The following is a 24,854-nucleotide window of genomic DNA, read 5'->3' as shown; positions in this document are numbered from 1 at the left end:
GCCGCCTGGGTCTGATCAGGGGTTGGGTGTGGTGGGTTTGACGAGCATGACCTGGGTGTATTGGGTACCGGAGGAGTAGTCGATGATGCTTTTGGTGAAGGTGGTTTGGAGGGGGAGTTCGCCGAAGCGTTGTTGGATGCGGTCGAGTTCTTCGGAGCCGATGATGAGGAGTCCGGCTTCATTGGGGGATTGGCGGGTGAAGTCGGCTTCGCCTCGGGCCCAGTTGGCGACCTGTTGGCCGTTGAGTTGGACGATGGGGTGGCCGGTGGGTCGGTTGACGTAGAAGAAGAGGGTGGGTTCGTCGTAGTCGCGCATGTAGAGGGGGGCGGTGGGGTCGGTTTGTTGTTGGTGGATGGCGGCGGCGATGGTGGGTGAGGCTTTGAGCTGGTTTTCGATGGTGGGGAGGACGAGCAGGACCATGGCGATGACGATGGGTGGTGTTGCGGCGGCGATGAGTCGTGCGGACTGGAGGACGCGGCCTTTGAGGTGGTGGTAGGTGGCGAGGAAGGTGATGGCGAGGAGGGCGATGACGACGGGGAGTTCGTTGAGGATGAGTCCGGTGCTGTCGAGGGCCCAGGGGAGTGCGATGGCGGCGATGGCCCCGCCCAGGGCGACGGGTAGGGCGAGGAAGATGCCGCGGGTCATCCAGCGGCGGTCGGAATCGGAGAGTTGTCCGGCGTGGTGTCTGGCGATGGTGGCGGCGACGGCGATGGCGAGGGCGGGGAGGATGGGGAGGATGTAGTGGGGGAGTTTGGTGGAGGCGAGGCTGGCGAGGATGAACCAGGGGAGGGTCCATGCCCAGAGGATGGCGCGTTCGAGGGGGTTACCGAGGCGGCGGCCGATCATGGCGGAGAGGGCGGCGGGGAGGTGGAGGGTCCAGGGGAAGAAGATGAGGAGGAGGATGGGGATGTAGAGGGGCAGGAGGAGGAAGTATTCGAGGGCGTTGGAGCTGCCGTGGCCTTCGAGTCCGGTGGTGATGCGATCGACGACGTGTTTTTGGAATCCGATGGCGTAGAGCTGTCCGTCGGTGGCGCGGTCGACGGGGATGGCCCAGGCGATGAGGGGGACGAAGCTGAGGAGGGCGAGGGAGGCGAAGCCGATCCACCATGAGCGTGGGAGGGTGATTTGTTTTCGGGCAAGGAATCCGGCGACGGCGATGGTGACGACGGGGATGGGCCAGACGAGGGGGCCTTTGAGGAGGACGACGGAGGCAAGGCAGAGGGCGATCGTGGGCCAGTGCCACCAGGTTGGTTTTCGGTAGATGGCGTCGATGAAGCAGTAGATAGCGAGGTTGGTGAACATGACCAGGGGTGCGTCGATGATGGAGGCGGAGCCGACGTAGAGGGTGAGGGTGGCGGTGCCGAAGATGGCCATGCTGCCGAGGCCGATGTTGGGTGAGAAGAGTCGTCTTCCGGCGAGCCATGTGAGGAGTGCGGCGGCGGTCATGCAGATCACGCAGACGAGTCGAGCGGCGAGGGCGGTGGGTCCGAGGAGTCCGACGAAGGGTGCCATCATCCAGTAGATCATGGGTGGTTTGCGGAGTCGTGGCTGGTCGTTGAGCCATGGGATGAGGTAGTCGCCGGTGTTCCACATTTCCACGGCGGCGCGTGCGTAGCGAGGTTCGTCGCGGTCCCAGAGGTCGGTGCCGGCGGCGAGGGCGAAGAAGGCGGCGAAGAGGGCGAGGGCGATGAGGAGGGCGTGGGTGAGTTCACGTCGAGAGATGGGCACGAGGGGCGGGCGTGTGAGGAGGGGCGTGGTCATGGTGTGGGGGTTCCGGTGGTCGTGTGGAGCGCATCACACGGTATCCGAAGGGGTTGGATTTTGGGGGGATGTGGCGGGGTCAGCGGGTGTTGACGTTGCGCCATCGGGCTTTCATCCAGCGGACGCCGATAAGGTCGATGAGTCCGGGGAGGGCGCGGTTCCAGACGCCGAACTTGGCTTTTCCGGCGATGCGAGGTCGGTGGTTGACGGGGAGTTGGATGACTTTGTGGCCCATCATGCGGGCGAGGTAGGCGGTGAAGCGTTGGGAGCCTTTGATCTCGAAGGGGATGGCGAGGGCGACCTCTCGTTTCATGACGCGGATGGCGCAGGCGGAGTCGCGGATGTCGTCGCCGAGGATGGTGCTGCGGAAGAGTCGTCCGACGGAGGAGGAGAGTCGTCGGATGAGGTTATCGCGGCGGTTGGCGGAGCGGTCGCCCTGAACGAGGTCGATGTTTTGCTGGCGGAGGGCGTCGATCATTCGTGGGAGGTCGTTGGGGTCGTTCTGTCGGTCGGCGTCGAGGATGGCGACGAGGTCGCCTTGGGCGCGGAGGATGCCGGCGCGGTAGCCAGCGGCGGGGCCGAGTCCGCGGCCCGGTGGTGTGATGAGGGAAACGAGTTCGAGCCAGTCAGCGCCAGCGTTGATGTGTTGTTGAACGCGTGCGGCGGTGTCGTCGGTGGAGCCGTCGTCGACGATGATCATCTGGAAGCTGAGGTTGGTGGCGGAGAGGACGGTGTGTACTTCCTCGACGAGTCCGTCGATGTTGTCCTGCTCGTTGTGAGCGGGTGCGACGATGGTGAGATCGACCTTGCGGCCCTGGGGTTGCATGGGGTCAGGGTAGCGGAGGGGGGGCTGGGGGGTCGAGCGGGGAATCAGAGGAGGGCGGTGTTGTGGTTCGGTTCAGCGGTCACGGGCGGGGTGGGGTTCGTGAGTAGAGGAGGCTGAGCCCGAGTGTGAGGGTGGCGAGGGGGATGACGAAGGTGGCCATGGCGGAGGTGAAGGCGTTGAGACCCGGGTGGGTGGTGGCGTCGAGGATGAGGAAGACGAGGTAGGCGGCGTAGAAGCACAGGAAGAGGGCGCCTTCCCAGCGGTCGATCCGTCCAGCGGTGATGAAGATGGGCAGGCAGGCGAAGGCGACGGCGAGCATGATCGGGATGTCGAAGCTGAGGGCGGCGGGTGCGACGGCGATGCCCTGAGGTGAGAGGGCGGCGCTGATGCCGAGGACGCCGAGGATGTTGAAGATGTTGCTTCCGACGACGTTGCCGACGGCGATGTCGCGTTGTCCGCGGGTGGCGGCGATGATGGAGGTGGCGACTTCGGGGAGGGAAGTGCCGGCGGAGACGATGGTCAGACCGATCATGAGTTCGGAGACGCCGAAGGCGCGGGCGACGGCGGTAGCGCCATCGACGAGAAAGCGTGAGCCGAAGACGAGGAGGATGAGTCCGAGGGCGATGCAGAGGAGGGAAGGCCAGGGACTGGTCTTGGGTGGTCTGCCTGCGGTTTGCTCGGTGTTGTCGGCGGCTTGCTGTTGTTGTCCGAGTCGGATCTGGAGCGCGGTGTAGGCGACCAGGCCGGCGGCGAGGAGGCCGCCTTCGATCCTGGAGACGACGCCGTTGGCTGCGAGGATCCAGGCGAGGGCGGAGACGGCGATCATGATGGGGACGTCGAGCCGGATGAGCTGAACGGAGACGGCGAGGGGAAGGATGAGGGCGGAGAGCCCGAGGATAAGCAGGACGTTGAAGGTGTTGCTGCCGACCACGTTGCCGAGGGCGAGGTCGGCCTGCCCTGTGAGGGCGGCTTTGATGGAGACGGCGAGTTCGGGTGCGCTGGTGCCGAAGGCGACGACGGTGAGTCCGATGAGCAGGGGTGGGATGCCAGCGGCTGCGGCGAGACGGGAGGCGCCGCGGATAAGGAGTTCCCCGCCTGCTGTGAGCAGGGCGAGGCCAAGGAGGATGAGGAGGATGTTCATGTGGGGTGCTCGAACGCGTTAGCTTAGCTTCCAGCATATCGATAGGCACTGCATCAGCGTCGAGTCGGAGACATCGCCCCGGTATCCGTCTGGCTTTATTTGATTTGTTTTTGGGGTTCGAAAGCTCCGGGTGGGGTGGTTCAGTGGCCGGGGATTTTTCGGGCGACGGTGTTGTCGGGGTTGAGGATGTAGAGGGCGTGTCCGCCGGGCATGAGGGCGGGCTGGCCGTCGCGGTATTGGGTGATCCATTCGACGAAGACGGTGGTTTGGTTGTCTTTGGTCTGGACGCGGTAGCGGTAGTCGATGGTGGGGGACTTGGGGTTACGGTTCTGGGCGATGTGCTGCTGGACGGCGGTGAGGGCTGCTTGTTGGTGTTCATCGGGTTCGGTGTTGTCGCGGCTGAACCAGGCGCCGGTGGGTGTGGTTGGGAGAGGGGGTGCTGGGGATGGTGCTGGGGGTGGTGCGGGTTCGTCACAGGCGGTGAGGGTGAGGAGGAGGGTGGCGAGAAAGAGGAGGGTGAGGCGATTGGTGTTGGGTGGTCTCATGTCTTGATAGACGCGACGGTGTGTGAAGGGTTCCCGCGGGTTTGTGAGTTTCTGGTGGCGTGTTGTTTCTTGATGTGGAGAAGACTCCGCCGCGATGCAAGCTCACCCTCCGGCGGCGGAGTCTGCCCTCTCCCTTTAGGTGTGGGATCGTTTGCTGATGCAGAGCCACCCCAGAGCGAGTGTGGCGAGGGTAGCGGGTTCGGGGACTGGTTGGAAGATGATGGAACTGGTGGCGTCGTCGATGGAGTCGTAGCTGAGGTCTGCTCGGATGACGGGCAGTTCATCGGGTGCGGCGAGGATGTCGAAGGTGTAGGTCTGACCGGGATCGACGACAGTGATGGGCGTAATGACGTTCCAGGTTCCGGAGAAGGTCTGGAGTTGGGGGCCGCTGAGCTGGATGGTGGTCAGGCTGTATTCGAGGTTGCGGATGGTCATCTGCACGGCGTCGTTGGGGTTGTCGATGGGGATGGACCAGATGTGTTGCGCGCCTTGGACGAGGGTTGACCCACCGAAGCTGCAGGGTAGGTAGGCCGAGCCGATGGGGGTTCCGAGGTTGTTGGTCCATTCGGCGCGGTAGGCGGTGCTGGAGGACCCGCCGACCTTGGCCCAGACTTTGGCTGAGTTACCGACGTTGACGTTGCCGGAGGCGTACCAGATATCGACGGCGGAGGCCTGTCCGTGGATGGGATTGGGGTGATGGGTGATGGCGGAGTTGGCGAAGACGTTGCTGCCGGTGTTGGAGACGGTGGCGTCGGGCGCGAACCACCATCGGAGGCCGGAGGCGGCGCTGTTGGTTCGGTTGGTGAAGGTCTGGGAGAAGGTGATGGCGGCGTCGGTGGTGGAGGGGGCGAGGAGGCTGATGAGGGCGAGGGGTGCGAGCAGGGGCTGGAGGCGTGTCATGGCTATCTCCTTGTTGGTGCAGGCTGCTGCCCCGCTTCGGGTGGGTCTTGCTCCTCGTGGCGGGGCGAGGCGGCCTGCCTGGGGTGTCAGCGGCGACGGGTGAGGGTGAGGAGGCCGAGGGACATGAGGGAGAGGGTGGCGGGTGTGGGAACGGGGTGGTCGAAGATGATCTGGATTTCATCGTCGATGAGGAGGTAGTTGAGGTAGATGTGTCCGTTGAAGAAGGAGCCGGAGGTTTCGAAGTCGTAGGACCAGGTGCTGAGCGCCGGGACGGTGATGGGTTCGGTGAAGATGGGAGGTACGTTGGTCCAGTCGATATCGTTGAGTTCGTCGTAGGTGGTGGTTGAGGCGAGTGCGTAGAAGTCGTCGAGTAGGAAGGCTTTGTTCATATCGTTGTAGATGGTGATGGCGTGGACGTGGTTTCCGTCGCTGCCGCCATCGCCTTCCTGTTGTCCGGGGTCTCCGCCGTCCCCGCCTGGTGCGGGTGGGTCGATGTTGACGCCGGCGTCGCCTTGTCCGCCGATGACTTGTCCGTCTTTGGTCCAGTCGTATCGGAGCCATGTCTGGTTTCGTTTGGTGAGGTAGAGCCAGATATCGAGTTCGATGCACTGTCCGTCGGTGACGAGTCCGCCGGTCATGTTGGCGTTGGCCTGATGGTTTTTCCCGTCGTTGTGGAAGCTGCCTCCGGAGAGGCCGACGGTGATGTTGTCGAAGGCGCTGGTGCGGAAGGCGGCGCCGTTGACGGAGACGCCTTTTTCTTTCTGGTAGGCGGCGACGTGGAAGTCGTTGGCGTCCTGGCCGGTGTTGTTGCAGAGTCGTTTGACCTTGGTGTGGACGCGGGTGCCGGTGAGGTTGCCGGCCTGATTTTCACCGGCGAGGGCGGGTGTGGAGAGGGTTAGTGCGAGGCAGGCTGCGGCGATGGTTCTGATGTTCATGGTGTTTTCTCCTGTTGCGGATTGACAGAGCTGTAGAGACGATTCAGGGGAATCAGGGTCAGGGTGAAAATCGCTAGCGTCCCGGGTTCGGGGACGGGGCAGACGGTGATGTTGTCGAGGTATGCGGTGTAGCCGGGGGCGTGGTAATCAAGGGTGAAGCGGAGTTCGGTGGCTTCCAGGCTCAGCAGGGTGGGGGAGTCGATGGTGAGGGTGCGTGTGGTGAGTCCGGTTGTGCTGTTGAAGATCTGATCGATGAGTTGGTTGTTGAGGTAGACGCGGAGGTCCTGGCCCCAGGTTTCGGACATGTCGAGGTCGTAGGTGAGGATGAAGGGCTCGTTGGGTGTGTCGAAGTGTTGTGAGAGGTTGACGGGTGAGCCGGTGGTGAGTTGGAGCATGGTGCGGCCGTGGCGTTGTGTGATCTGGGCGGACCCTCGGCCGGTGAGGTCCCAGCCCTGGAGGGAGTTGAGGTCTCCGCCCAAGAGTTTGCTGTCGAAGTCAGAGGTGATGTGTTGGAGTGGGTCGCCGTGGCGGACGGGCCAGGGGATGAAGTCTCCGCCGAGTTCGCCAGCGTAGTGGATTCGGCTTTGGTGAGGGTTGTTGTAGGTGTAGGTCCAGGTCTGGTTGGCCCATGCCCCGGTGCCGGGTGACCAGTAGGGGGTGCCGGCGTTCATGTTCTGGAAGGGTGCGGTGTATTGGAAGTCGGGCTGTGGGTGATAGTGGTTGAGGAGTGATACTTCGACGAGGGTTTCGAGGTCGAGTTCGTAGCTACCGGGGTGGGTGTTGGGGAGGTGCCAGTCGTCGATTCCTTTGTAGACGAGGTTGTTGGCGAATGACCGAGCGGCGGCGAGGTGCATCTTGCCGTCGGCGTCGTAGCCTGAGTTTTGGGCGTAGTTGGCGTCCTGGAGCCAGGTGAGTCCGGTGCTGGTGTCGTAGATGAGTCCGTGGCCGCGGTCGAGGAGGGCAGCTTGAGTGGTGTGGCTGAGGGCGGCGGTGATGATGAGGACGGCTGCGGTGAGTGCTCGGTACCAGTCAGGAGCTTTGAGCCAGTGGGTATGGGGTGTGGGTGGTTGACTGGTTTGTCGCGAGGTGCTTTTGTTTGCGTGGAGGGGTGTCATGGTGTCCTCCTTGGCGAGGTCGTGTTGTGGGTGTGTTCAAGCCTTTCTTCTGAGGGCGATCCAGGCGAAGAGGATGAGGCTGGTGGCTGCGCCCGGGGCGGGGACGTAGGACTCGGAGACGGCCCAGAGGGCGGTGCCTTTGGGTGCCTTGAAAGTTCCGGTTTTGTCGAGTTCCCAGATGGCCATGCCGGTTTTGCCATCGTCGGGGTCGTTGACGGTGATGAAGAGCCGGTCGCCGTTGATGCCGTAGCCGATGGCGGTGACCCAGTGGGCACCGGAGCCCGTCCAGCCGATGAGGAACTCGACGTCTTCGCCCTCTTTGAGTTCTTTCTTGATGAAGTCGAACATGGATGCGCCGCTGGCGGCGGCGCTGGCGTTTCCGCCTTTGACGATGAGCGGGAGGTCTTTGTCTTTGATGTATTTCTTCTTGCCGTCGTAGAGCTGGTCGCCTGTGAGTCCTGCGAAGGGTCGTGTTTTGTTTCCGGCCATGGCCTGCATGAGGTCCTGGATGAGCATGTCGTCGCTGTTGGGGAGTTTGGACTCGAAGTCGTGTTCTTCGGCGAGCCATCGGAGGGAGTTGGCGGCGGAGGTGGGTCCGCACTCGTTGGTTTTCTGGGCGATGTCGGGGACTCCGCCTTGGAGGAAAATTTCGATGGTTCCGCCTGAGGTCGCGGGTCCGCTGGGGGGAACTGGGTTTGCGCCCGCCTGCCCCTGGAGGTCGTTGGCACCCCAGGTGGTGGTGCCGGCATCGGCGGTATTTGATTGCCAGCCGAGGTGTCCGGAGGGGTCGGCGACCTGGTTGTCTTCGATGGTGAAGTAAGTTTCGTAGGTATTGCCTGTGGTGACGCCGCCGAGGTCTCGATCCCACCAGGCGCTGATGAGGGGTTGACTGGTCAGTCCGGTGTCGAGGCCGAGGGGTATGTTCTGGACGAGCCATTCGGAGGCTTCGACGGTTCCGGAGTTATTGAGGTCGGCGGCGACATTGAGGAAGCCGATGGTTCCGGGAGCGGCGGAAAAGCCAGCGATGGTGAAGTCGAAGGTTCCGGAGGTGGTGATGGCGGCGTCGGAGGCGTAGTTGAGGTTAAAGAGCTGTCCGCCATCGAGGGTGGCGATGGGAGCTGCGTGGAGTGGCGGCGTGAGGAGTGCAGCGAGGCTTAAGACGCCAGCAACGATGGTGGTGTGCCCGCGATGGCCTTGAGTTGTCATGACTCGATCCTTTTTCTCTTTTCCAGTTGACCGTTCGTACAACAGATCAAAAAGTCTTGAGATTAAGGATAGGTTGGCGTGGTCTTATTGGCGTCCAGAGTTGTGCTTAAGGGCTTGTGACTAAGCGGGTTCCCGGAGGTTTACTCCGTTGTTGGATCGGTCGGTGGGTCTTGTGATTTGATGGGCTCGATGTGTGTTAGGTTGTAGGCGTATGTGGTGGAATCGAGGGTGATGCGGTAGGTGGCTGGGGTCGGGATGTAGGTGAGGATGTTGTCTGCGTTGGGTTCGGCAGTGCCTGTGATGGGGAAGCGTTGGGTGGGTTGGTCGGCTTCGCCGAGGTTGATGTCCCAGGATCCGTTGGCGGCGAACTTGAAGGCGTATGGTCCGAGGGCATCGATCTGGATGTCGAGGGTCCAGAGGTGGTCATCGGTCTGGGTCATGGGGTTGGCGGTCGGGTCCCAGTTGTTGAAGGTCCCGGCGACGGCGATGGACTCGATGGTGGTGGTGTCTGATTGGGTTTCGGTTTCGGGTGGGTTCTGGAGGAAGGCGAAGTAGACGCCTAGGGCGTTGAGGGTGATGAAGACGATGGCGGCGAGGCTGCCGGAGAGGCCGATGCGGGTTTTGGTGGCGGCGGTTCGTTGACGGGTGAGCAAGTGGTCGAGGGAGAATCGGCCTGCGCCTAGGGCGGTGAAGGCGACGAAGAACCAGAAGAGGAGTTGGGCGACGTGGATCCCGCCAAGGATCGGGGTCTGGTTCTGGTATCCGAAGGCTGCGACGCCCATGGTGAAGGCGACGAGGAGGGCGGCGGGTCGGGTGAGGAGTCCGAAAGCGACGAGGAGTCCGCCTACGGCTTCGGTGTAGCAGGCGATGAGGGCGAAGAGTTCTGGTTGGGGGAAGTTGAGTTCGATGACCTGCTCGACCATCCAGTTGGGGACGGGGAGTTTGTCGAAGCCTGCGTTGGCGATGGTGATGCCGGCGTAGAGGCGGACGCCGAGCATGAGGGCATCGGTTAAGAGGCCGGGGCGTGCGGAGGGCGCGAGGAGAAGGCGTTGGAGTAAGGAGGGTGGGTTGGGTGGGGGTGTTGATTCCATGCGTGATCCCTCAAGCGTTGATTCGCTTCGGGGTTGTCGAGGTGTGGGGCGGAATGTTGCGGAGGGGTGGGTTAGATGAGCGGGACGAAGGGGACGCCACAGCCGGTGAGGGTGGTGATGAGGAGCAGGCCGATGGCGGCGACGAAGAGACGGCGGGGGGTGTCGTTCATGGGTGAGTTATCGGCTTGAGCTTGCGGCTGAGTCGAGGTTGAGGCGTTGTGGAGGTTGCTACGATGAACGGAAGCGGTTGTCTGGTGTTATTGTTTGGTTAATCTGAACGACTAATGGTTTTGTTTGAACAAACGATAGGATATGATTTTTGGGCGGTTTGGGGTCATATCTACTTGCGTGTTGTGAGGCAGGTGCTAAAATACGTTAATGTTCGGGAGTATAAGCCCTCGGACACTCATTTGCCCCCGGAAGGGCTCGGCTTGGCTTCATGCCTTGCCGGGCCTTTTTTTGTTCTGATATGGATTGGGGTCGTATTTTAGGGGGATTGGGGGCTTACGGGCGGTAGATGGCGGTGCAGCCGGGGGCTTCGCCGACGGCGACGGAGGTGACCTGGACGCCTTCTGGCATGGCGGCGATGAGTTGCTGGGCTATGGCCCAGGCGACGCGTTCTGCGGTGGGGTTGAGGGTGCCATCGACGAAGGGGGGGCAGTCGTTGAGGTGGCGGTTGTTCCAGGGTTTGAGGATGTCGGCAAGGGCGTTTTGGACGTCGTGGAAGTCCATGACCGCTTGCATGCGGTCGAGGTCGATGGCGGAGACTTCGGCGAGGACGTCCCAGTTGTGTCCGTGGAGGGGTTCGGTGTCGCCATTGGCCAGACGGAGGGCGTGGGAGGCGGCGAAGACGGTGCGGACGGTGATGGCGTAGGTGCCTGAGTCGGTCATGGTCGGTGGCTTTCGGTCGTGCGTGCTGGGGTGAGTGCGCTACACTCTGGGCTATGAGTAAGGCTACACCAGACGGTGATCGTGAGAGCGTGGCGGAGTTGGTGGTCGGGATCGACCTTGGGACGAGTAACTCGCTGGTGGCGTGGTGCGATGAGGCGGGTCCGCGGGTCCTGGAGTATGAGGGTCGAGGGCCGATTGTGCCGAGTGTGGTGCGTTTTGCGGAGGATGGGTCGGTGGAGGCGGTGGGTGCTGCGGCGCGGGAGCACGCTGTGGAGTATCCGGAGCGGACGGTGGCTTCGGTGAAGCGGTTGATGGGTCGAGGGCTTGCGGATGTGGCGGGGGAGGTCGGGTCGCTTGGGTATCGGGTCGAGGCGGCTGAGCACGGGATGGTGGAGGTGGACCTGGGCGGGTCGCGGGTGAGCCCTCAGGAGGTGTCGGCGATCATCCTGAAGGAGCTCAAGTCGTTGGCGGAGGGTGCGTTGGGTAAGCCGGTGCGTAAGGCGGTGGTGACGGTTCCGGCGTACTTCGATGATGCGCAGCGGCAGGCGACGCGAGACGCGGGGCGGATCGCCGGGCTCGAGGTGGTGCGGATTCTGAATGAACCGACCGCAGCCGCCCTCGCCTACAACCTCACCCCGCCCCCCCCCGCCCCCCCCACTCAAGGCAGGGGGAATGAGGACCTGCACGTGAAGAGCAGTGGGGGGCGGCTGTCGTTGAACACGAAGGTTCGGCCTGAGGCGTGCAGTGGGGTGGGGGAGGCGGGTTCGTCTGGTGTTGAATCGAAGGGTCGGGGGGTGGAGACAGTGGTGGTGTTTGATCTGGGGGGTGGGACGTTTGATGTGTCGGTGTTGCGGTTGCGGCAGACGGATCAGGGGATGGTGGATCAGGTGTTGGCGACGGCGGGGGACACGCATCTGGGTGGGGATGATGTGGATCGGCTGTTGATCGAGATGATTCAGCGAGAGATCGGGGAGCAGTTTGGGGTGAGTGGGTTTTCGGCGGCGACGCGTCAGGCGTTCAAGCGGTTTGCGGAGGCGGCGAAGGTGCGGTTGTCTTCGGAGGATACGGCGCGGCTGGTGATCGATCTGGGGGAGGGGCGTGTGTACGAGCGGGAGGTCACGCGGGGTGAGTTTGAGGGGATGATTGAGCCGTTGGTGGAGCGGACGCTGATGGCTTGTCGTTCGGCTCTTCGGGCGGCGAAGCTCACGGCGGAGGCGATTGATCGGGTGATTCTGGTGGGTGGATCGACGCGGGTCCCGCTGGTGCGGGAGCGGGTGGGGGCGTTGTTTGGGCGGGAGCCGTATACGGCGTTGGACCCGGACCTGGTGGTGGCATTGGGGGCATCGGTGCAGGGTGCGATCCTGGCGGGGTTGCGGCGGGATGCTTTGTTGTTGGATGTGGTGCCGTTGTCGCTTGGGATCGAGACGATGGGTGGGGCGGTGGCGAAGTTGATTGTGGCGAACACGACGATCCCGGCGCGGGCGACGGAGTTTTTCTCGACGTATGCGGACAACCAGACGGCGGTTCAGATCAATGTGTATCAGGGTGAGCGTGAGCTGGTGCAGGATTGCCGGTTGCTGGGTCGTTTTGAGTTGAAGGGGATTCCGGTGATGCCGGCGGGGCTCGCGAAGGTGGAGGTGACGTTCCTGGTGGACGCGAACGGGATCTTGTCGGTGGAGGCGGTCGAGAAGCGATCGGAGCGGCGGGCGTCGATCCAGATCGTGCCGAATCACGGGCTGACGCGCGAGCGGGTGGCGGCGATGGAAGCCGAGGCGTTGGGTCATGCGTTGGCGGATATGACTGCGCACCGGATCATTGATCTGCGGAATCAGGCGCGGCTGGATTTGCGGGCGATCGAGAAGCAGCTTGCCAAGGTGGGTGATGAGTTGGGTGAGTCGGAGCGATCGGGGATGGAGGCGAAGATCGGGGTGGTGAAGGGTTTTCTGGATCAGGAGACGCCTGATGCTCAGGCGTTTCAGGATGCGCTGGATGGGATGGACCGGGCGTCGATTCCGCTGGCGGAGAAGGCGATCGCCAAGACGCTGCGGGAGGATGCGTCGCGTGCTTGAGCGCGTGGAGCATGGCCATGGTGTCGTGACGTATCAGTCGGCGTTGCTGTCGTCATGTGGTGTGAAGCACGGGTTTTCGACACGGATCGGTGGTGTATCTGAGGGGGTGTATGCGACGCTGAACTTGGGGCCGTTGAAGAAGGGGGCGGGTGATCCGAACAGGCATGTATCGGAGAACTTTCGGCGGTTGCGAGCTGCGTTGGGTGTGGAGAGGAAGATGCGGCTGGAGGCGCGGCAGGTGCATGGGGCGGGGGTGTATGTGGATGAGCGGGCGAAGGTGGTGCGGCCAGACGATGCGCCGGAGGCGGACGCGATTGTTTCGGCGGACCGGAGAAAGCTGGTGGTGATCCGGACGGCGGATTGTGTGCCGGTGCTTATGTGTTCACGCGATGGGCGTGTGGTGGCAGGGGTGCACTCGGGGTGGCGGGGGTTTCTGGCGGGGACGGGTGGGGTGATTCGGGCGTGTGTGACGCGGCTAGAGGAGCACTTTGATTTGTCGCCTGGTGATTTGTGTGCTGCGGTTGGCCCGGCGATCAGTGTGGCGCATTTTGAGGTGGGCGACGAGGTGGCCTCAGCGTTTCGATCGGGCGGTTACGGTGAGTTTGTGAGCGACGACTTTGGTGCGAAGGCGCACGTGGATCTGGTGGGGGCGGCGGTGTTTTGTCTGGAGCAGGCGGGGCTAGCGCGGGAGCGGATTGACACGACGGATCGGTGTACGTTTGAGCACGAGGGGGAGTTTTTTTCGTATCGGCGTGATCGTGGGTTGAATGGTCAGATGGCGGCGGTGATTACGGCTGCTTGTGCTTGATGACTCTGGCGGGGACGCCAACGGCGACGGCGTGGGCGGGGATGTCGCGGACGACGACGGCGTTGGCGCCGATGGAGGCGTGGTCGCCGATGCGGACGGGTCCGAGGATGGCGACGCCACAGCCGACTTCGACGTGTTTTCCGAGGATGGGGTACTGGCCGATGCGAGCGTCGTCGAGGGCACCGAGTGTGGTGTGTTGTCGGAGGACGCAGTCGTCGCCGATCTCTCGTGCGACGAGGAAGATTCCGGCGAAGTGTTCGATGCGGACGCGGCGGCCGACGCGGGTGGTGTAGGGCAGGTGGATGCCGATGACCCATTCGCTGAAGGCGAAGAGGAATCGGTAGATGAGCGTGAACGGGGCGCGGAGGGGTTTGGTGCGGATGCTCATGCGCCAGTTGCCGAAGCGGTGGATGGCGAGAGCCCAGAAGCCGTGGGCGGTGATGCGGCGGCCATGGGTGTGCCAGTCTTCGGCGATGAGTTTCCAGAGCCCGAGACCCTGGGGGTTCTGGTTGGTGTCGCCAGGGGACAGTTCGAAACCGGTGGGGGATGAATCGGGCGCAGCGGTCATGGGTAGATCATCGGCGATCGGGGTAGGAGCCCAGCAGGTGGAATGCGATGAAGTCGGCCAGGAAGTGGGGTGGGCTGTTGGGTTTTTTGCCTCGGAGGGCCATGTGCGTCCACCACAAGAGAGTTCCGATGATGACGGCGGTGTCGGCGATGAGTTTTTTGAGTCGGCCGTGGTTTTTGAGCCAGTAGTGTCGGCGTGCCTCGTGGTAGTACTTGGGGATTCGTTTTCGCTTAGGGGGTGAGGCTGGTGTTTGATCGGATGCGCGGGTGTTGGTGACGCCAGAGACTTGACCGACGAGGTGGACGACGCGGCTTTCGACGACGTACCAGCAGGGCCAGCCGTTGCGTGCTGCGCTGCAGATCCAGTCGAGCTCCTCGAAGTACATGAAGTAGTCCTCGTCGAGGAGTCCGATGGTGTCGATGACTTCGCGACGGACGATCATGCTGGCGCCAGCGACCCAGTCGGTGGGCGATGAGGTGGTGGGTGGGGCGGGGGCTACGCGGTAGCGCGAGAGGAGAGTAGAGATGGGGCCGAGGTTGATGCTGCCCTCGAACTCGCTGAGGATACCTGGTTCACGGAAGGCGCTGGTCTGGACGGTGCCATCGGGGTCTTCGAGTCTTGATCCGGCAACGCCAACCTCGGGGTGGGTCTGCATGAAACGGACGAGTTTGACAATGGCGTTGTCGCGAAGGAGCGTGTCGGGGTTGAGCAGATGGATGAAGTCAGCGGGAGCGCGGTGGGTGTTGGCCCAGCGGATGGCTTCGTTGTTGCCGTAGGCGAAGCCGCCATTTTTGGGCAGGGGCAGGATGGTGAGCCAGTCGTGCCAGTGGTTGTCGGTGCGTGCCTGTTCGAGGCGTTGGACCGAGTCGTCGCCTGAGGCGTTGTCGGTGACGACGACGTGGAGGTCGCCGTTAATCTGCTCGCGGTATCGGGTGGCTTCATCTGCGACTGTACGGAGGGCGTCGATGGTGAGGTCGGCGCAGCGGTAGTTGACGATGACGGTGAGCGTGTTCATGGGGTACTCATCCGAACCAGCTCTCGAAGACGTCGAGGATGGCGGAGAGGTCGTCATCGGTGATCACGTAGGGGGGCATGGTGTAGGCATATCGGCCGAATGGGCGGAGCCATACACCTCGGGCGGCGGCGTAGGCCTGAAGGCCTTCGAGGTCGCTACGGTCGTGGACTTCGACGACGGCGGTGGCGCCGATGACGCGGGTGTCGGCGATTTGGGGGCCTTCCAAGGGGAGGATGCGTTCCTGGAGTTGTTCTTCGATGTGGGCGATGCGGTCCGGATAACGATCGCGTTCGAAGACGTTCAGTCCGGCGAGAGCGATGGCGCAGGCGGTGGGGTTGGCCATGAAGGTGGGGCCGTGCATCAGGGCGTGGTCGGGGTCGTCTGACCAGAAGGCGTCGAAGACGTGTCGGCGGGCGATGACGGCGGCGTGTCCGGTGTAGCCGGCGGTGAGGGCTTTGCCGAGGACCATGAGGTCTGGGGTGACATTGGCGAGCTGGGCGGCGAAGAGGGTTCCGGTGCGGCCCAGGCCGGTGGCGACTTCGTCGAAGATGAGTAGGACGCCGAAGCGGTCGCAGAGTTCGCGTGCTCCCTGGAGGTAGGCGGGGCTGTAGATATTGAACCCGCCAGCAGCCTGGAGGATGGGCTCGCAGATCATGGCGGCGAGTTCATGTTGATGGTGGCGGAGGAGGGCTTCGAGGTCGGCGAGGTCATCGGCGACGGTTTGCTGGTCGGCGTCGAACCCGCCTCGAGGTGCGGGCGCGAAGTGGTGTTGCTGGAGGATCGGTGCGAAGAGGTGGTGCATCGAGTCCTGGGGATCAGAGACGGCCATTGCGCCGGTGGTGTCGCCGTGGTAGGCCTTGCGGAGCGCGACGAACTTGTGTCGTTGGGGGTGGCCGTGGTTGCGGTGAAACTGGATGGCGATCTTGAGGGCGACTTCGACGGCGACGGAGCCGGAGTCGGCGAAGAAGACGTGATCGAGGTCGCCTGGGGTGCGCTTGGCGAGGGCTTCGGCGAGTTGAGTGGCTGGCTCGTGGGTGAGCCCGCCGAGCATGACGTGGGGGAGGGTGTCGAGTTGTTGGTGGGCGGCTTTGAGGATGTCGGGATGGTCGTAGCCGTGGATGACGGCCCACCATGAGGAGACGGCGTCGATGAGTTGGGTGCCGTCGGCGAGGTGGATACGGACGCCGCTTGCGCCGACGACCTTGTACGGGGTTCGCATGCGTTTCATCTGGGCGTAGGGGAACCAGAGGTGGTGCTGCTGGGCAGTCGTCGGATTTTGCCTAGCGGGGTTGTCGGGTGCGGAGGGGTCCATAGGGGGCATGATGACGGTGTTGAGTGGAGCGGGCAATGTGCGGGGACGGTGATGTGTTAGCGATGTTAAGGCTGTGTGAATAATTAATGAGTATCTGTGGGGATGTTGTTGCGAGGGTTAGTGTGCGGCGCGATTCGGTGGTTGGCTGTTGGCGCGGGAGTTAACCGCACTTTAGCACGCTGCTGACCGAGCCCGAACATTGTCTTGTTCTCATAGAGCCCTCAGCTAAGGAAATAGTCATGCTCCATTTTGTGTCCTGTGATTCGGCTGGCGTGTCGTGTCGGTTTATGAAGTCGGCGGTGGATCGTCAGCGAAGTGGTTTTACGCTGATTGAGTTGTTGGTGGTGATTTCGATTATCGCGTTACTGATCGGGATTCTGTTGCCTGCGTTGGGGTCGGCGCGGGAGAGTGCGCGGTCGATTGTGTGTGCGTCGAATCAGCGTCAGCTTGGTATCGGGATGTACAGCTACTCGGCGTCGAGTAATGGTTACATCCCGCCTTCTTATGTTTACGCGGATCAGACGTGGAACGGGCAGGGTAATGGTTCGCCGAGCTGGACCTGGAATAATCAGTTTGGCAGCACGTCGAATCGATCTGTGAGTGTCATCCACTGGTCATGGACTCTTGTGGGTGGCGGGAGCACCGGGGCTGAGTCGTTTACGTGCCCGACGTTGGAGGATGGCGGGTGGCAGCCGACGAATCCGGGCGCTGGTGAGGCTCAGGATGAGGCTTTTGACACGGGGCTTGTTGATTACCAGGTCAGTCGTCTGGCGTTCACGGCCAACGAGGGGATCATGCCGAGGAATAAGTTTTCGCCGAGTGAAGTCAGCTCGGCGGGTCGACTCACCAGGCTGGTGCGGGATGTTGAGTTGTATGCCCCATCGGAGGAGATTCTGGCGACTGAGTTCATCAATCGTCTTGAGGCGATGCAGGATGACACGGAGGGCTTGGGCACCATCAAGTCGCACCGCCCTGTGACGGCGATTCAGACTCCGCAGGGGCATCCCCTGAACACACCGGAGCAGACGATCGGCACGCCTGCGAGGCGAGGGATTCTGGAAGTTCGGTCTCAGAGTTCTAATGCTTCGAATGATTACGGGCTGACGCCTTACGAGGACCTGATCAATACGAATGCTGGTGTTGGTGTGTTGGGTGATGAGGGCGGGATCAACGGTGTTGGTCGTCATCACGGAGGGGGTGGTGGTCAGGTTGGTGCTGAGGGCAGCACGAACTTCCTGTTTTCGGATGGCCACTATGAGCGGCTGACGGTTCGGGAATCGATTGAGAACCGTCTGTGGGGCCGGAAGTTCTACAGCATGACGGGGGCGAATGACATCGTGTACCTCGACTGAGAAGAGTCTATCACCCCGCATTGCCTAGCGGCGAAGCGGGGTTTTGAGAAGTGACCGGCGTGACGTCGGTCTGGTTTTTGGCCATGAGTACCTGCGGTGCCGTGTGGCTCCGCGCTGATTGATCTACCTGGAGGAGCCTTCATCATGCAGTTATCGAACCGATTCACGACGGCAGCCTTGATCGCTGTGGGTCTCACTGGTTCCGCCAGTGCGCAGGTTGTCACAATTTCCGGAGCGACGTTGTTTGAGTCGTATTTCCAGGTTCCGGCGAATACGTCGGACTTTATCGACATCGACAATGACGGCGTCGTGACCAACTTCACGATTCCGAGCTTTGACAATGTGGTGGGTGGCGCGATCATCCAGCAGTATCGTGCGGTGGGCTCGGGCAACGGTTTTCAGGAGCTGGTGGACTACGGTTCGCTTAACGGGCCGGGTGCTGACTGGGCTGCGCTCAACGCGTTGAATACGGGCAGCCCGAATGTTGTGAATAACGTGAGCACGGGGACATCGGTGGCGAGTTTTTCGGGTCCGGCGATTATTGATATTGCGACGACGGACGTGCCGGCGAGTTGGTTTGTGAAGAACACGGCGGGTGCTGCTTACTGGGGTGCTGCTCCTGAGACGGGCGGGGCGCCTACGCCTGGGTATGGCTCGAACGGTCAGCTCTCGGATGCGGTGAAGACCCCGCAGGTGATCGACCAGCAGGCTGGTGGGTTTAACAATGACATCCAGTCCTTGACGCCGAGCGGTGGCGGGACGGCGTTGACGCTTGATGGTGCTGTGCAGGACAACACCCGGATCTATCAGACGCCGATTGCCACGGCTCCGATTGCGATCATCTCGAACTACGGCGCTGCGGTGGGAGCAGGTACGGGTCAGGCGAAGAAGAGTGAGCTGGCGCACCTGTTCGTTTCGGGACGTGAGGTATCGGGTGAGAACCTGATCGCGCTTACCCGAGATTCTGGTTCGGGCACCCGGAATGGTGCGATGAACTCCCTGGGAGTTGACCCTTCGTGGGGTGTTGGCGACAACGTCGGCAGCCTGAACTCGGGTTCGAGTAATGAGAACTCGACGAGCAACATCGATACCCCCGGACCGGACTACATTCCCAACCAGAAGCAGTCGTCATCGCGGATGGAGATCGCGGTGGAGAACACGCGTCTGGGTGTGGGCTATCAGGGCGTCGTCAACGACGCGGGTCCTGACTCGGTCAACGGCCGGTATGAGATCCTGAGCATTGCCAACGACATTGATGCGAACTGGGATGGCTCGTCCTATGTTCGTCCGGTGATGACACGGAACGGCACGACCGCTGCGGACAACAATATCATCTTCAATAGCGACCCGAACACGGGTTGGACCGTGGGAGCGATCCAGACGTTCTCGACGATCGGTAACCCGTTCGCGGGGACGATCATCGTCAGCACATCGGGTGTGGCCCGGTTTGATGATGCGGCCAACGCGTTGGCGGGCGAGAAGGTGTTTGCCCCGGTGGTGAATCCTGTGGTCGGTGGCTTCGCGGCTGGTGACGCTCCGATGGCTGATCCTTCGGCGGCTTTGTACATCCGTAATATCGAGGCATCAATTGCCGCGTTTGTGGCGATTCCCGGTAATCCGTCCACACAAGGCACGCCTGGCGAGTATCTGGCTTCCAACTTTGCGTTGGTGAGTGCGACCGACTCGATTCCCGACTTTGAGAACCCTGCTGTGTTTACCAACAACCCGGGTACGAACCCGGCGTTGCAGGCAGCGGCGATTCTTCCTCAGCAGAACATCGCGCCGGCTTATGGCGGCGTGAATGCTGGTAACGTTCCATCTCGTGATACGCGTGGTCCCGCGCTCGATGGGTCGGTGACTTACAGCGACGGTGCGCTGACTAACTATGTTGCGAACGACGGTACGGCGATCGCCTACAACACCGTGCTGGCGTTGGGCGACATCAACGCGATCGCTGGTGACTTTGAGGGCGACGGCGATCGTGACGCGAGTGATATTCCGGCGATGGTGGCTGCGTATCAAGCCGCTCTGGCCAGCAACCGCGCTTCGCTACCGAACGCCAAGCAGTCGCTTGAGATCATCGGCGACTTCAACATGGACGGCAGCTTTGATGTTGAAGATGTGCGTTACTTTGCGGATGGCCTGGGCTCACAGGGTCGTGCGGGTCACCAGCTCGACCGCAAGCAGAACTTTATCGATGTGGACACGGCCTTTGGCGGGAATCTGTTTGGCACAACGCTGGCCAACGGCAGTTATGACGCTGGCGATGCACGGGCTGATGTTGCTGGTTCGGGCCTCGAGGCGGCTGGCTGGGCCCCGCTGGGTCAGGATGGTGTTGTGGACACCAAGGACATTGATTATGTCTTTGCCAACTTCGTTGGTCTTGACCTCGACAGCTCAGGCGGGGTGGAGTGGTCGAACCTCGATGAAGTCGCGGGCAAGGTGAATGTTGATGGCGATCGGGTGGACCTGTCGGCGGACATCAACGGCGACCTGGTCATCGATGCCAGTGACGTTGATGAAGTCCTCGCTATTCTTGAGACGACGTATGGTGACTCGAACCTTGATGGTGCGGTTGACCTGATTGACCTCTCGACGCTGGCCAGCAACTTTGGAGGCATAGCGGGGTGGTCGGGCGGCAGCTTTAATGGGTTTGGTGCTGTTGATCTGATCGACCTGTCGGTGCTTGCGAGCAACTTTGGGTTTGGCGGGCCACCTGCTCCGGCCCCTGAGCCAGCGAGCTTTGTGTTGCTTGGTCTGGGCGCTCTGGCCCTGCGTCGTGGTCGGTAAGTGTTGTTGAATCTTCATCGAGCCTTGTTGGCCCGATGATCTGAATCCTGTGCGAGCGCAGCCCCGACGGTCATTCGTCGGGGCTGTTTTTTATGGTGCGTTACTGGTTGGCGTGGGTGGCGGCGCCAATGGCTGCGGCGAAGCGGCCGACCTGGGTGAAGCGAACTGTGAAGTCTTTGGGCGCGGCGGGGGTGAGGTCGGTGTGGGTGTGGTTGAGGATTCGGTCGAGGTGGTGTTCGATGAGGGGGGCGACTCCGCCCATGAAGACGATTTCGTTGGGACGGAAGATGGCGAGGAAGATGCGGAGCCCGCGGGCGAGGGCGTCGATGCCATCGAGGACTCTGGGGTGCGTTTGTGCTGCATTGAGTTGTTCGGGGGTATCGAGTGGGACGCCGTCGTCGCGGAGTCCTCGGGCGCCGATGTAGGCTTCGAGTGCGCCGCGGCCGGCACCTGGGGTGATGGGTGCGTCGGGTTGTCCGCCTGAGACGTCGATGTGTCCGAGGTGTCCGGGTGTTCCGCGAGCAATGATGAGGGGGATGCCGGCGTCGAGGACGGCCCCGCCTACGCCAGTGCCGATGGAGAGGTAGAGGGATCGGCCGGAGGTGGGGTGTTCGCGGTGGTCGGCGATGGCGGCGGCGATGGCGTCGGTGCAGGCGATGATGTGGGTGGCGGTGGGGGTTGTGGTCTGGATCCAGCGGGGGATGTTCTGGTTGATGAGGTGTGGGAGGTTGGCGGCGGCTTCGAGGGTGCCGTCGTTGCTGAGGGGACCGGGGACACAGACGCCGACGCGGTCGATAGATGCTTTGGGGAGTTGTGCGATGGTGTCGCGGATGGCGTTAGCGAGTTGGTTGTTGGAGGGTTCGCGGTAGGTATCGGTGCGCAGGGTGTGGGGGGGCTGGTCGTCCTGGAGGAGGGCGAGTTTGGTGGAGGTTCCGCCGATGTCGATGCCCAGAGTGGCCACGGTGTCAGGATACCTTGATGGCCTCGATGGGCGTGTTCATGATGGGGTAGGGTGGGTTGGTTCGGAAGGCGAAGTGCCACCATTCGTCGATGAGGGATTCGAATCCGGCGTCGGTCATGGCGTTCTGGAGGGCATCGCGGCGGTGTCGTTTTTCGGGATCGGGTTCGTTGTAGTTGGTGAAGGCTCTTTCGGAGAGTTCATCGACTTCGGAGGGCATGGCGAGGGGTTGGTTGGTCTTGAGGTCGTAGAGGGAGAGGTCGACGGCGAGTCCGCGGTTGTGCATAGAGCCGCGGGCGGGGTTGGCGACGAAGTTGTGGTGTTCTTCGGCGGTCACGTGCCAGAAGACGTAGGTGAGGTGCCAGGGTCGGTAGGCGTCGTGGACGATGACGCCGAAGTTTTGGGCGGTGAGGGTTTTGATGGCTTTGGCGAGTGCTTTGGCGAGGGTGCGTTGGGCGAAGGCTTTGGTGATGGGGAAGTAGCCGAAGGTGGTGAAGTCGTGATCGGTGGCGCAGCGGCTGCCGTAGTGGAGTGAGGGGAAGAGGCTGCGGAGTTCGACGAGGTCGGGTGTGTTGAGTGGGCCTTCTTCAGCGGGTGGGGTGGCGCGGAGGGCTTCGGCCATCACCTCGGCGATGGGTCGGACGGGGGTGAAGTCGGGTTGGCCGAGGGTGCTCACGTGGGGTTGGCGGGTTGGGGTTGGTCAGCGGGGACCTGCTCGGTTTTGGGATCGGCGAGGAGGTATCCGAAGATGAAGGCGGTGAAGAAGCCGATGACGGCCCACCATGGCCAGGCGACGGTGTCGCGTTCGCCATCGATCATGAAGTAGCCGTACTCGGCGAGATACCACATCAGGACGGCACCAAAGAGGATGATGGGTGTTTTGGCGAGTCGGATGTTTCGTCGTTCGGGTTGGCCAGCGAGGGCTGCGATGATCCATGCGGCAACGAGTATCACGCCGGCGGCGATGTTGGTGTTGATGGACCAGGGTTCGTGCCAGACGACGGCGAAGATCATCATGACGGAGAGAGGTGCGGAGAAGACGAGGCCGTAGCCGGTGACTCTGAGGGGCAGGAAGCCGAGGAGGAAGGCGGCGAGGAGTGAGCCGGTGGAGTAGGAGGCGAGTCCGAGTGCGAGGGAGAGGATGGGGATGGAGAACTCGTCCTGTGCGATTTTGACGACGTAGGCGGCGAGGCAGAGGACGACGCCCCAGAAGACGACGAGGAGTCGTGAGATGAAGACGGCTTCTTTGCCGTGTTCTTCGATATCGTGGCCTTGTTTGTGTCGCCAGCGGAGATAGGTCACGGACATGGTGGTCTGTGAGAGGGCGGCGAGGATGGAGTCGAGTGATGAGATGGCTGCGGCGAAGATGCCGGCGATGATGAGTCCTGTGACGCCTGTGGGGAGTTCGGAGAGGATGAAGATGGGGAAGATGCCGTCGCCGACTTCTTCGACGCGTCGTTTGGCTTCGCCGACGAGGGGGAACTGCTGGTAGAAGACGTAGAGGCCTGCGCCGACGGCGAGCATGATGGCGGTGATGACCTGTCCGGCGTAGGCGGCGAGGACGGCGATCTTGGCTTCGCGTTGGTTTTTGCAGCAGAAGATGCGTTGGGCCATGAGCTGATCGGTGCCGTAGACGCCTACGTTGCCGAAGACGGAGGCGAAGGCGGCGGTGTAGATGGTGAACTCTTTGGTGGCGTCCCACTCGAGGTCCCAGAGCTTCCACTTGCCGGCGTCGTCGGCGACGGTGATGAGTTGTTCGAGGCCGTCGGGGAGTCGTCCGATGATGGTGAAGAGGGCTGTGAGTCCGCCGACGACGAAGACGATAAAGAGGACGACGTCAGTCCAGATGACGGTGGCGATGCCGCCCATGATGGTCCAGGCGATGGCGACGAATCCGATGATGCCGATGGCGGTGATGAGTGGGTCGATGCCGGTGTAGCTCTCGATCTGGGCGAGTTGTTCGGCCATGACGAGTTCGAGGATGACGGCGGTGAGGTAGACGCGGGCGGATTGTCCGAGGACCCCGCCGAGGGAGAAGAGTGCGGTGGTGACCCACTTGGCGGATTCGCCGAGTTGGTTGCCCATGTAGTCGTAGGGAGAGTAGATCTCGTTTCTGTAGTAGGCGGGGACGAGGACGAAGGCGACGATGAGCCGTGCGATGAGGACGCCGACGAGTCCGAGTTGGAGGTAGGTGAAGTTTCCGCCGAGTCCGTAGACGATGGCGGGTGCTCCGACGAAGGTGACGGCGGAGATTTCGGTGGCGATGGAGGAGCCGGCGACGGCGTACCAGGGGAGTTTTCTTCCGCCTAGGAAGAAGTCCTTGACGGTGGCCTGTTTTCCGGCGAGGAGTCCGCCGAGGATTGTGGTGATGGCGAGGTATCCGATGACGACGGCCCAGTCGATCCAGGTGAAGTGTCCTGCGATGGAACCGTTGGTGTGCGGGTCGGTGGCCTGCGCGAGGAGCGTGGTGGTCATCATGGGAGGAAGGTATCAGTTTTGGGGTGTTGAGACAGAAGAACTATAAGACTGGCGCATGATAACGGGCCGACGCGAGGGCGTTGGCCCGTTGGGGGGAGTCACAAAGTTCGAGGGGGGTTAGTTGCCTTCGAGCGTCTTATCGACGGGGGTCCACATGGCATCGAAGGTACTGGCTGGTGTTCCGCCTCTGACTTCGGTGACCAGGCTACCAGCAGCTTTCGAGGCCCCATGACCATCGGCATAGCCGATGTTGATGCTGGCTCCGGGCGTCACGGTCGAGGGATCATTGTTGCCCCCGTGACGGGTCCAGTCGAGTTCTGTTGCTGTGGCTATACCACTCCAGCCTTGGAAGTTGCCGACACTAAATCCGTCGAAGCCGACCCATCTGAGCCCCATGGCCCCTGGGATACGTTGTGAACCGTTGACGATACCACTCCATGGAATGGCGTAGCCAGCTTCTTCGCCGATGGTGGAGCGTGTGGTTGCACGTTCACCTTCAAAGTCTTCGGACCAGGCTTCTGAAATCAGCATGACGCTGCTGGCATTGTTGCTGTCTGCGTTGAAGTTCATTCCTGCTTGTACAACGGCATCTTCGGAGGTTCCGCTGATCCCGCCCATCAGTGCGGCTGCCCTTGCGGTTCCAAAAATATTCATAGCATAGGAGCGTCCGATTTCCATGTCGTTGCTTTGGGCATCGGTTCCTTGGGGACCGCGATCGCTTGGGCAGACCATGGCTCCGCCAACAATCGTCTGATTGGCGTCACTCTCAAGTTCTCCGGGCAGGTATTGTCCAAGGCGTTCCAGGTCATACCAAGAGATGGTGCCGCCAGCGGTATTGTCCGGGAAGGATGAGTCGTTATCTACAGCGTAGGCGTAGAGCGCGATCACAAGTTGTCGGTTGTTGCTGAGGCATCCCATGTTTCTCGCGGTGTTGCGTGCTGCGCCAAGCGCTGGCAGGAGTATGCCGATGAGGAGTGCGATGATGGAGATGACCACCAGAAGTTCGATGAGGGTGAAGCCGTGGGTGCGGCGTGGGGTGGGCTGTGACATAGCACGCTCCTGGGATGTGTGGATAACGGGTCTTGGATGTTGT

General features: G+C 62.1%; 21 protein-coding genes. 4 read left to right on the top strand and 17 right to left on the bottom strand.

Translation table 11 applies throughout. The features are described 5' to 3' along the window. Positions 1-15: 15 nt before the first annotated feature. From RIG82_07220 to RIG82_07175, 10 genes are all read right to left on the bottom strand, one after another. Positions 16-1,761: a glycosyltransferase family 39 protein gene (locus RIG82_07220; protein ID MEQ9460724.1), complete on the bottom strand. Its 1,746-nt coding sequence runs from the start codon at positions 1,759-1,761 to the stop codon at positions 16-18. A gap of 79 nt (positions 1,762-1,840) precedes the next feature. Next, on the bottom strand, positions 1,841-2,587 hold the full coding sequence (locus RIG82_07215; GenBank protein MEQ9460723.1) for a glycosyltransferase family 2 protein: 747 nt from the start codon (positions 2,585-2,587) through the stop codon (positions 1,841-1,843). A 79-nt stretch (positions 2,588-2,666) separates the two neighbouring features. Beyond that, the gene (locus RIG82_07210; protein ID MEQ9460722.1) at positions 2,667-3,728 is read right to left on the bottom strand and encodes a calcium/sodium antiporter; all 1,062 of its coding nucleotides are present in this window, start codon (positions 3,726-3,728) and stop codon (positions 2,667-2,669) included. A gap of 140 nt (positions 3,729-3,868) precedes the next feature. Further along, complete coding sequence (locus tag RIG82_07205; protein ID MEQ9460721.1) at positions 3,869-4,273, bottom strand: hypothetical protein; 405 nt, start codon at positions 4,271-4,273, stop codon at positions 3,869-3,871. A 135-nt stretch (positions 4,274-4,408) separates the two neighbouring features. Continuing rightward, on the bottom strand, positions 4,409-5,173 hold the full coding sequence (locus tag RIG82_07200) for a PEP-CTERM sorting domain-containing protein (GenBank protein MEQ9460720.1): 765 nt from the start codon (positions 5,171-5,173) through the stop codon (positions 4,409-4,411). Between the two features lie 86 nt (positions 5,174-5,259). After that, complete coding sequence (locus RIG82_07195) at positions 5,260-6,108, bottom strand: PEP-CTERM sorting domain-containing protein (protein ID MEQ9460719.1); 849 nt, start codon at positions 6,106-6,108, stop codon at positions 5,260-5,262. Then, positions 6,105-7,223: a DUF1566 domain-containing protein gene (locus tag RIG82_07190; protein ID MEQ9460718.1), complete on the bottom strand. Its 1,119-nt coding sequence runs from the start codon at positions 7,221-7,223 to the stop codon at positions 6,105-6,107. The genes RIG82_07195 and RIG82_07190 overlap by 4 nt, the downstream gene beginning before the upstream one ends. 36 nt (positions 7,224-7,259) lie before the next feature. Next, on the bottom strand, positions 7,260-8,429 hold the full coding sequence (locus RIG82_07185; GenBank protein ID MEQ9460717.1) for a hypothetical protein: 1,170 nt from the start codon (positions 8,427-8,429) through the stop codon (positions 7,260-7,262). Positions 8,430-8,569: 140 nt separating this feature from the next. Then, positions 8,570-9,520 (bottom strand): DoxX family membrane protein, encoded by a 951-nt coding sequence (locus RIG82_07180; GenBank protein MEQ9460716.1) that lies wholly within the window; start codon positions 9,518-9,520, stop codon positions 8,570-8,572. Positions 9,521-10,024: 504 nt separating this feature from the next. After that, positions 10,025-10,411: a 6-carboxytetrahydropterin synthase gene (locus tag RIG82_07175; GenBank protein ID MEQ9460715.1), complete on the bottom strand. Its 387-nt coding sequence runs from the start codon at positions 10,409-10,411 to the stop codon at positions 10,025-10,027. A 53-nt stretch (positions 10,412-10,464) separates the two neighbouring features. Between RIG82_07175 and RIG82_07170 the strand changes: the two genes are divergently transcribed. Continuing rightward, complete coding sequence (locus RIG82_07170) at positions 10,465-12,480, top strand: Hsp70 family protein (protein ID MEQ9460714.1); 2,016 nt, start codon at positions 10,465-10,467, stop codon at positions 12,478-12,480. Continuing rightward, entirely contained in the window at positions 12,473-13,288 is an 816-nt protein-coding gene (gene pgeF, locus RIG82_07165) for a peptidoglycan editing factor PgeF (protein ID MEQ9460713.1), read from the top strand. Before RIG82_07170 ends, pgeF begins: the two co-directional genes overlap by 8 nt. Here pgeF and RIG82_07160 read toward each other — a convergent pair. The 3 genes from RIG82_07160 to bioA are packed head-to-tail and all read right to left on the bottom strand — an operon-like array spanning position 13,269 to position 16,192. Further along, the gene (locus tag RIG82_07160; GenBank protein MEQ9460712.1) at positions 13,269-13,856 is read right to left on the bottom strand and encodes a serine acetyltransferase; all 588 of its coding nucleotides are present in this window, start codon (positions 13,854-13,856) and stop codon (positions 13,269-13,271) included. The genes pgeF and RIG82_07160 overlap by 20 nt on opposite strands. Before the next feature lie 7 nt (positions 13,857-13,863). Further along, complete coding sequence (locus RIG82_07155) at positions 13,864-14,871, bottom strand: glycosyltransferase family 2 protein (GenBank protein MEQ9460711.1); 1,008 nt, start codon at positions 14,869-14,871, stop codon at positions 13,864-13,866. A 7-nt stretch (positions 14,872-14,878) separates the two neighbouring features. Continuing rightward, on the bottom strand, positions 14,879-16,192 hold the full coding sequence (gene bioA, locus RIG82_07150; protein MEQ9460710.1) for an adenosylmethionine--8-amino-7-oxononanoate transaminase: 1,314 nt from the start codon (positions 16,190-16,192) through the stop codon (positions 14,879-14,881). 230 nt (positions 16,193-16,422) lie between these two features. Between bioA and RIG82_07145 the strand changes: the two genes are divergently transcribed. Both RIG82_07145 and RIG82_07140 read left to right on the top strand, forming a co-directional pair. Continuing rightward, positions 16,423-17,535, top strand: coding sequence for a DUF1559 domain-containing protein (locus RIG82_07145; GenBank protein ID MEQ9460709.1), 1,113 nt, complete (start codon positions 16,423-16,425; stop codon positions 17,533-17,535). Between the two features lie 144 nt (positions 17,536-17,679). Then, complete coding sequence (locus tag RIG82_07140; GenBank protein MEQ9460708.1) at positions 17,680-20,325, top strand: hypothetical protein; 2,646 nt, start codon at positions 17,680-17,682, stop codon at positions 20,323-20,325. A gap of 100 nt (positions 20,326-20,425) precedes the next feature. Here the strand turns inward: RIG82_07140 and RIG82_07135 are convergent, their stop codons facing one another. The 4 genes from RIG82_07135 to RIG82_07120 form a co-directional block, all read right to left on the bottom strand. Further along, positions 20,426-21,286 (bottom strand): ROK family protein, encoded by an 861-nt coding sequence (locus RIG82_07135; protein ID MEQ9460707.1) that lies wholly within the window; start codon positions 21,284-21,286, stop codon positions 20,426-20,428. A gap of 4 nt (positions 21,287-21,290) precedes the next feature. Beyond that, on the bottom strand, positions 21,291-21,959 hold the full coding sequence (locus RIG82_07130; GenBank protein MEQ9460706.1) for a M15 family metallopeptidase: 669 nt from the start codon (positions 21,957-21,959) through the stop codon (positions 21,291-21,293). Further along, positions 21,956-23,761, bottom strand: coding sequence for a hypothetical protein (locus RIG82_07125; GenBank protein ID MEQ9460705.1), 1,806 nt, complete (start codon positions 23,759-23,761; stop codon positions 21,956-21,958). Before RIG82_07125 ends, RIG82_07130 begins: the two co-directional genes overlap by 4 nt. A gap of 117 nt (positions 23,762-23,878) precedes the next feature. Continuing rightward, positions 23,879-24,811, bottom strand: coding sequence for a prepilin-type N-terminal cleavage/methylation domain-containing protein (locus RIG82_07120; protein MEQ9460704.1), 933 nt, complete (start codon positions 24,809-24,811; stop codon positions 23,879-23,881). Between the last annotated feature and the right edge of the window lie 43 nt (positions 24,812-24,854).

This window comes from Phycisphaeraceae bacterium (assembly GCA_040222855.1).
Lineage (GTDB): Bacteria > Planctomycetota > Phycisphaerae > Phycisphaerales > Phycisphaeraceae > Mucisphaera.
This window is presented reverse-complemented; position numbering and strand designations above follow the sequence as displayed.

Bases quoted from the DNA above. Each gene is read 5' to 3' on its own strand.
- RIG82_07160 (MEQ9460712.1), bottom strand. From the start codon at position 13,856: ATGACCGCTGCGCCCGATTCATCCCCCACCGGTTTCGAACTGTCCCCT.
- RIG82_07190 (MEQ9460718.1), bottom strand. From the start codon at position 7,223: ATGACACCCCTCCACGCAAACAAAAGCACCTCGCGACAAACCAGTCAA.
- RIG82_07175 (MEQ9460715.1), bottom strand. From the start codon at position 10,411: ATGACCGACTCAGGCACCTACGCCATCACCGTCCGCACCGTCTTCGCC.
- RIG82_07205 (MEQ9460721.1), bottom strand. From the start codon at position 4,273: ATGAGACCACCCAACACCAATCGCCTCACCCTCCTCTTTCTCGCCACC.
- RIG82_07125 (MEQ9460705.1), bottom strand. From the start codon at position 23,761: ATGATGACCACCACGCTCCTCGCGCAGGCCACCGACCCGCACACCAAC.
- RIG82_07215 (MEQ9460723.1), bottom strand. From the start codon at position 2,587: ATGCAACCCCAGGGCCGCAAGGTCGATCTCACCATCGTCGCACCCGCT.
- RIG82_07195 (MEQ9460719.1), bottom strand. From the start codon at position 6,108: ATGAACATCAGAACCATCGCCGCAGCCTGCCTCGCACTAACCCTCTCC.
- RIG82_07120 (MEQ9460704.1), bottom strand. From the start codon at position 24,811: ATGTCACAGCCCACCCCACGCCGCACCCACGGCTTCACCCTCATCGAA.
- RIG82_07170 (MEQ9460714.1), top strand. From the start codon at position 10,465: ATGAGTAAGGCTACACCAGACGGTGATCGTGAGAGCGTGGCGGAGTTG.
- RIG82_07180 (MEQ9460716.1), bottom strand. From the start codon at position 9,520: ATGGAATCAACACCCCCACCCAACCCACCCTCCTTACTCCAACGCCTT.
- RIG82_07200 (MEQ9460720.1), bottom strand. From the start codon at position 5,173: ATGACACGCCTCCAGCCCCTGCTCGCACCCCTCGCCCTCATCAGCCTC.
- RIG82_07210 (MEQ9460722.1), bottom strand. From the start codon at position 3,728: ATGAACATCCTCCTCATCCTCCTTGGCCTCGCCCTGCTCACAGCAGGC.
- RIG82_07220 (MEQ9460724.1), bottom strand. From the start codon at position 1,761: ATGACCACGCCCCTCCTCACACGCCCGCCCCTCGTGCCCATCTCTCGA.
- RIG82_07145 (MEQ9460709.1), top strand. From the start codon at position 16,423: ATGCTCCATTTTGTGTCCTGTGATTCGGCTGGCGTGTCGTGTCGGTTT.
- RIG82_07140 (MEQ9460708.1), top strand. From the start codon at position 17,680: ATGCAGTTATCGAACCGATTCACGACGGCAGCCTTGATCGCTGTGGGT.
- RIG82_07155 (MEQ9460711.1), bottom strand. From the start codon at position 14,871: ATGAACACGCTCACCGTCATCGTCAACTACCGCTGCGCCGACCTCACC.
- RIG82_07185 (MEQ9460717.1), bottom strand. From the start codon at position 8,429: ATGACAACTCAAGGCCATCGCGGGCACACCACCATCGTTGCTGGCGTC.
- bioA (MEQ9460710.1), bottom strand. From the start codon at position 16,192: ATGCCCCCTATGGACCCCTCCGCACCCGACAACCCCGCTAGGCAAAAT.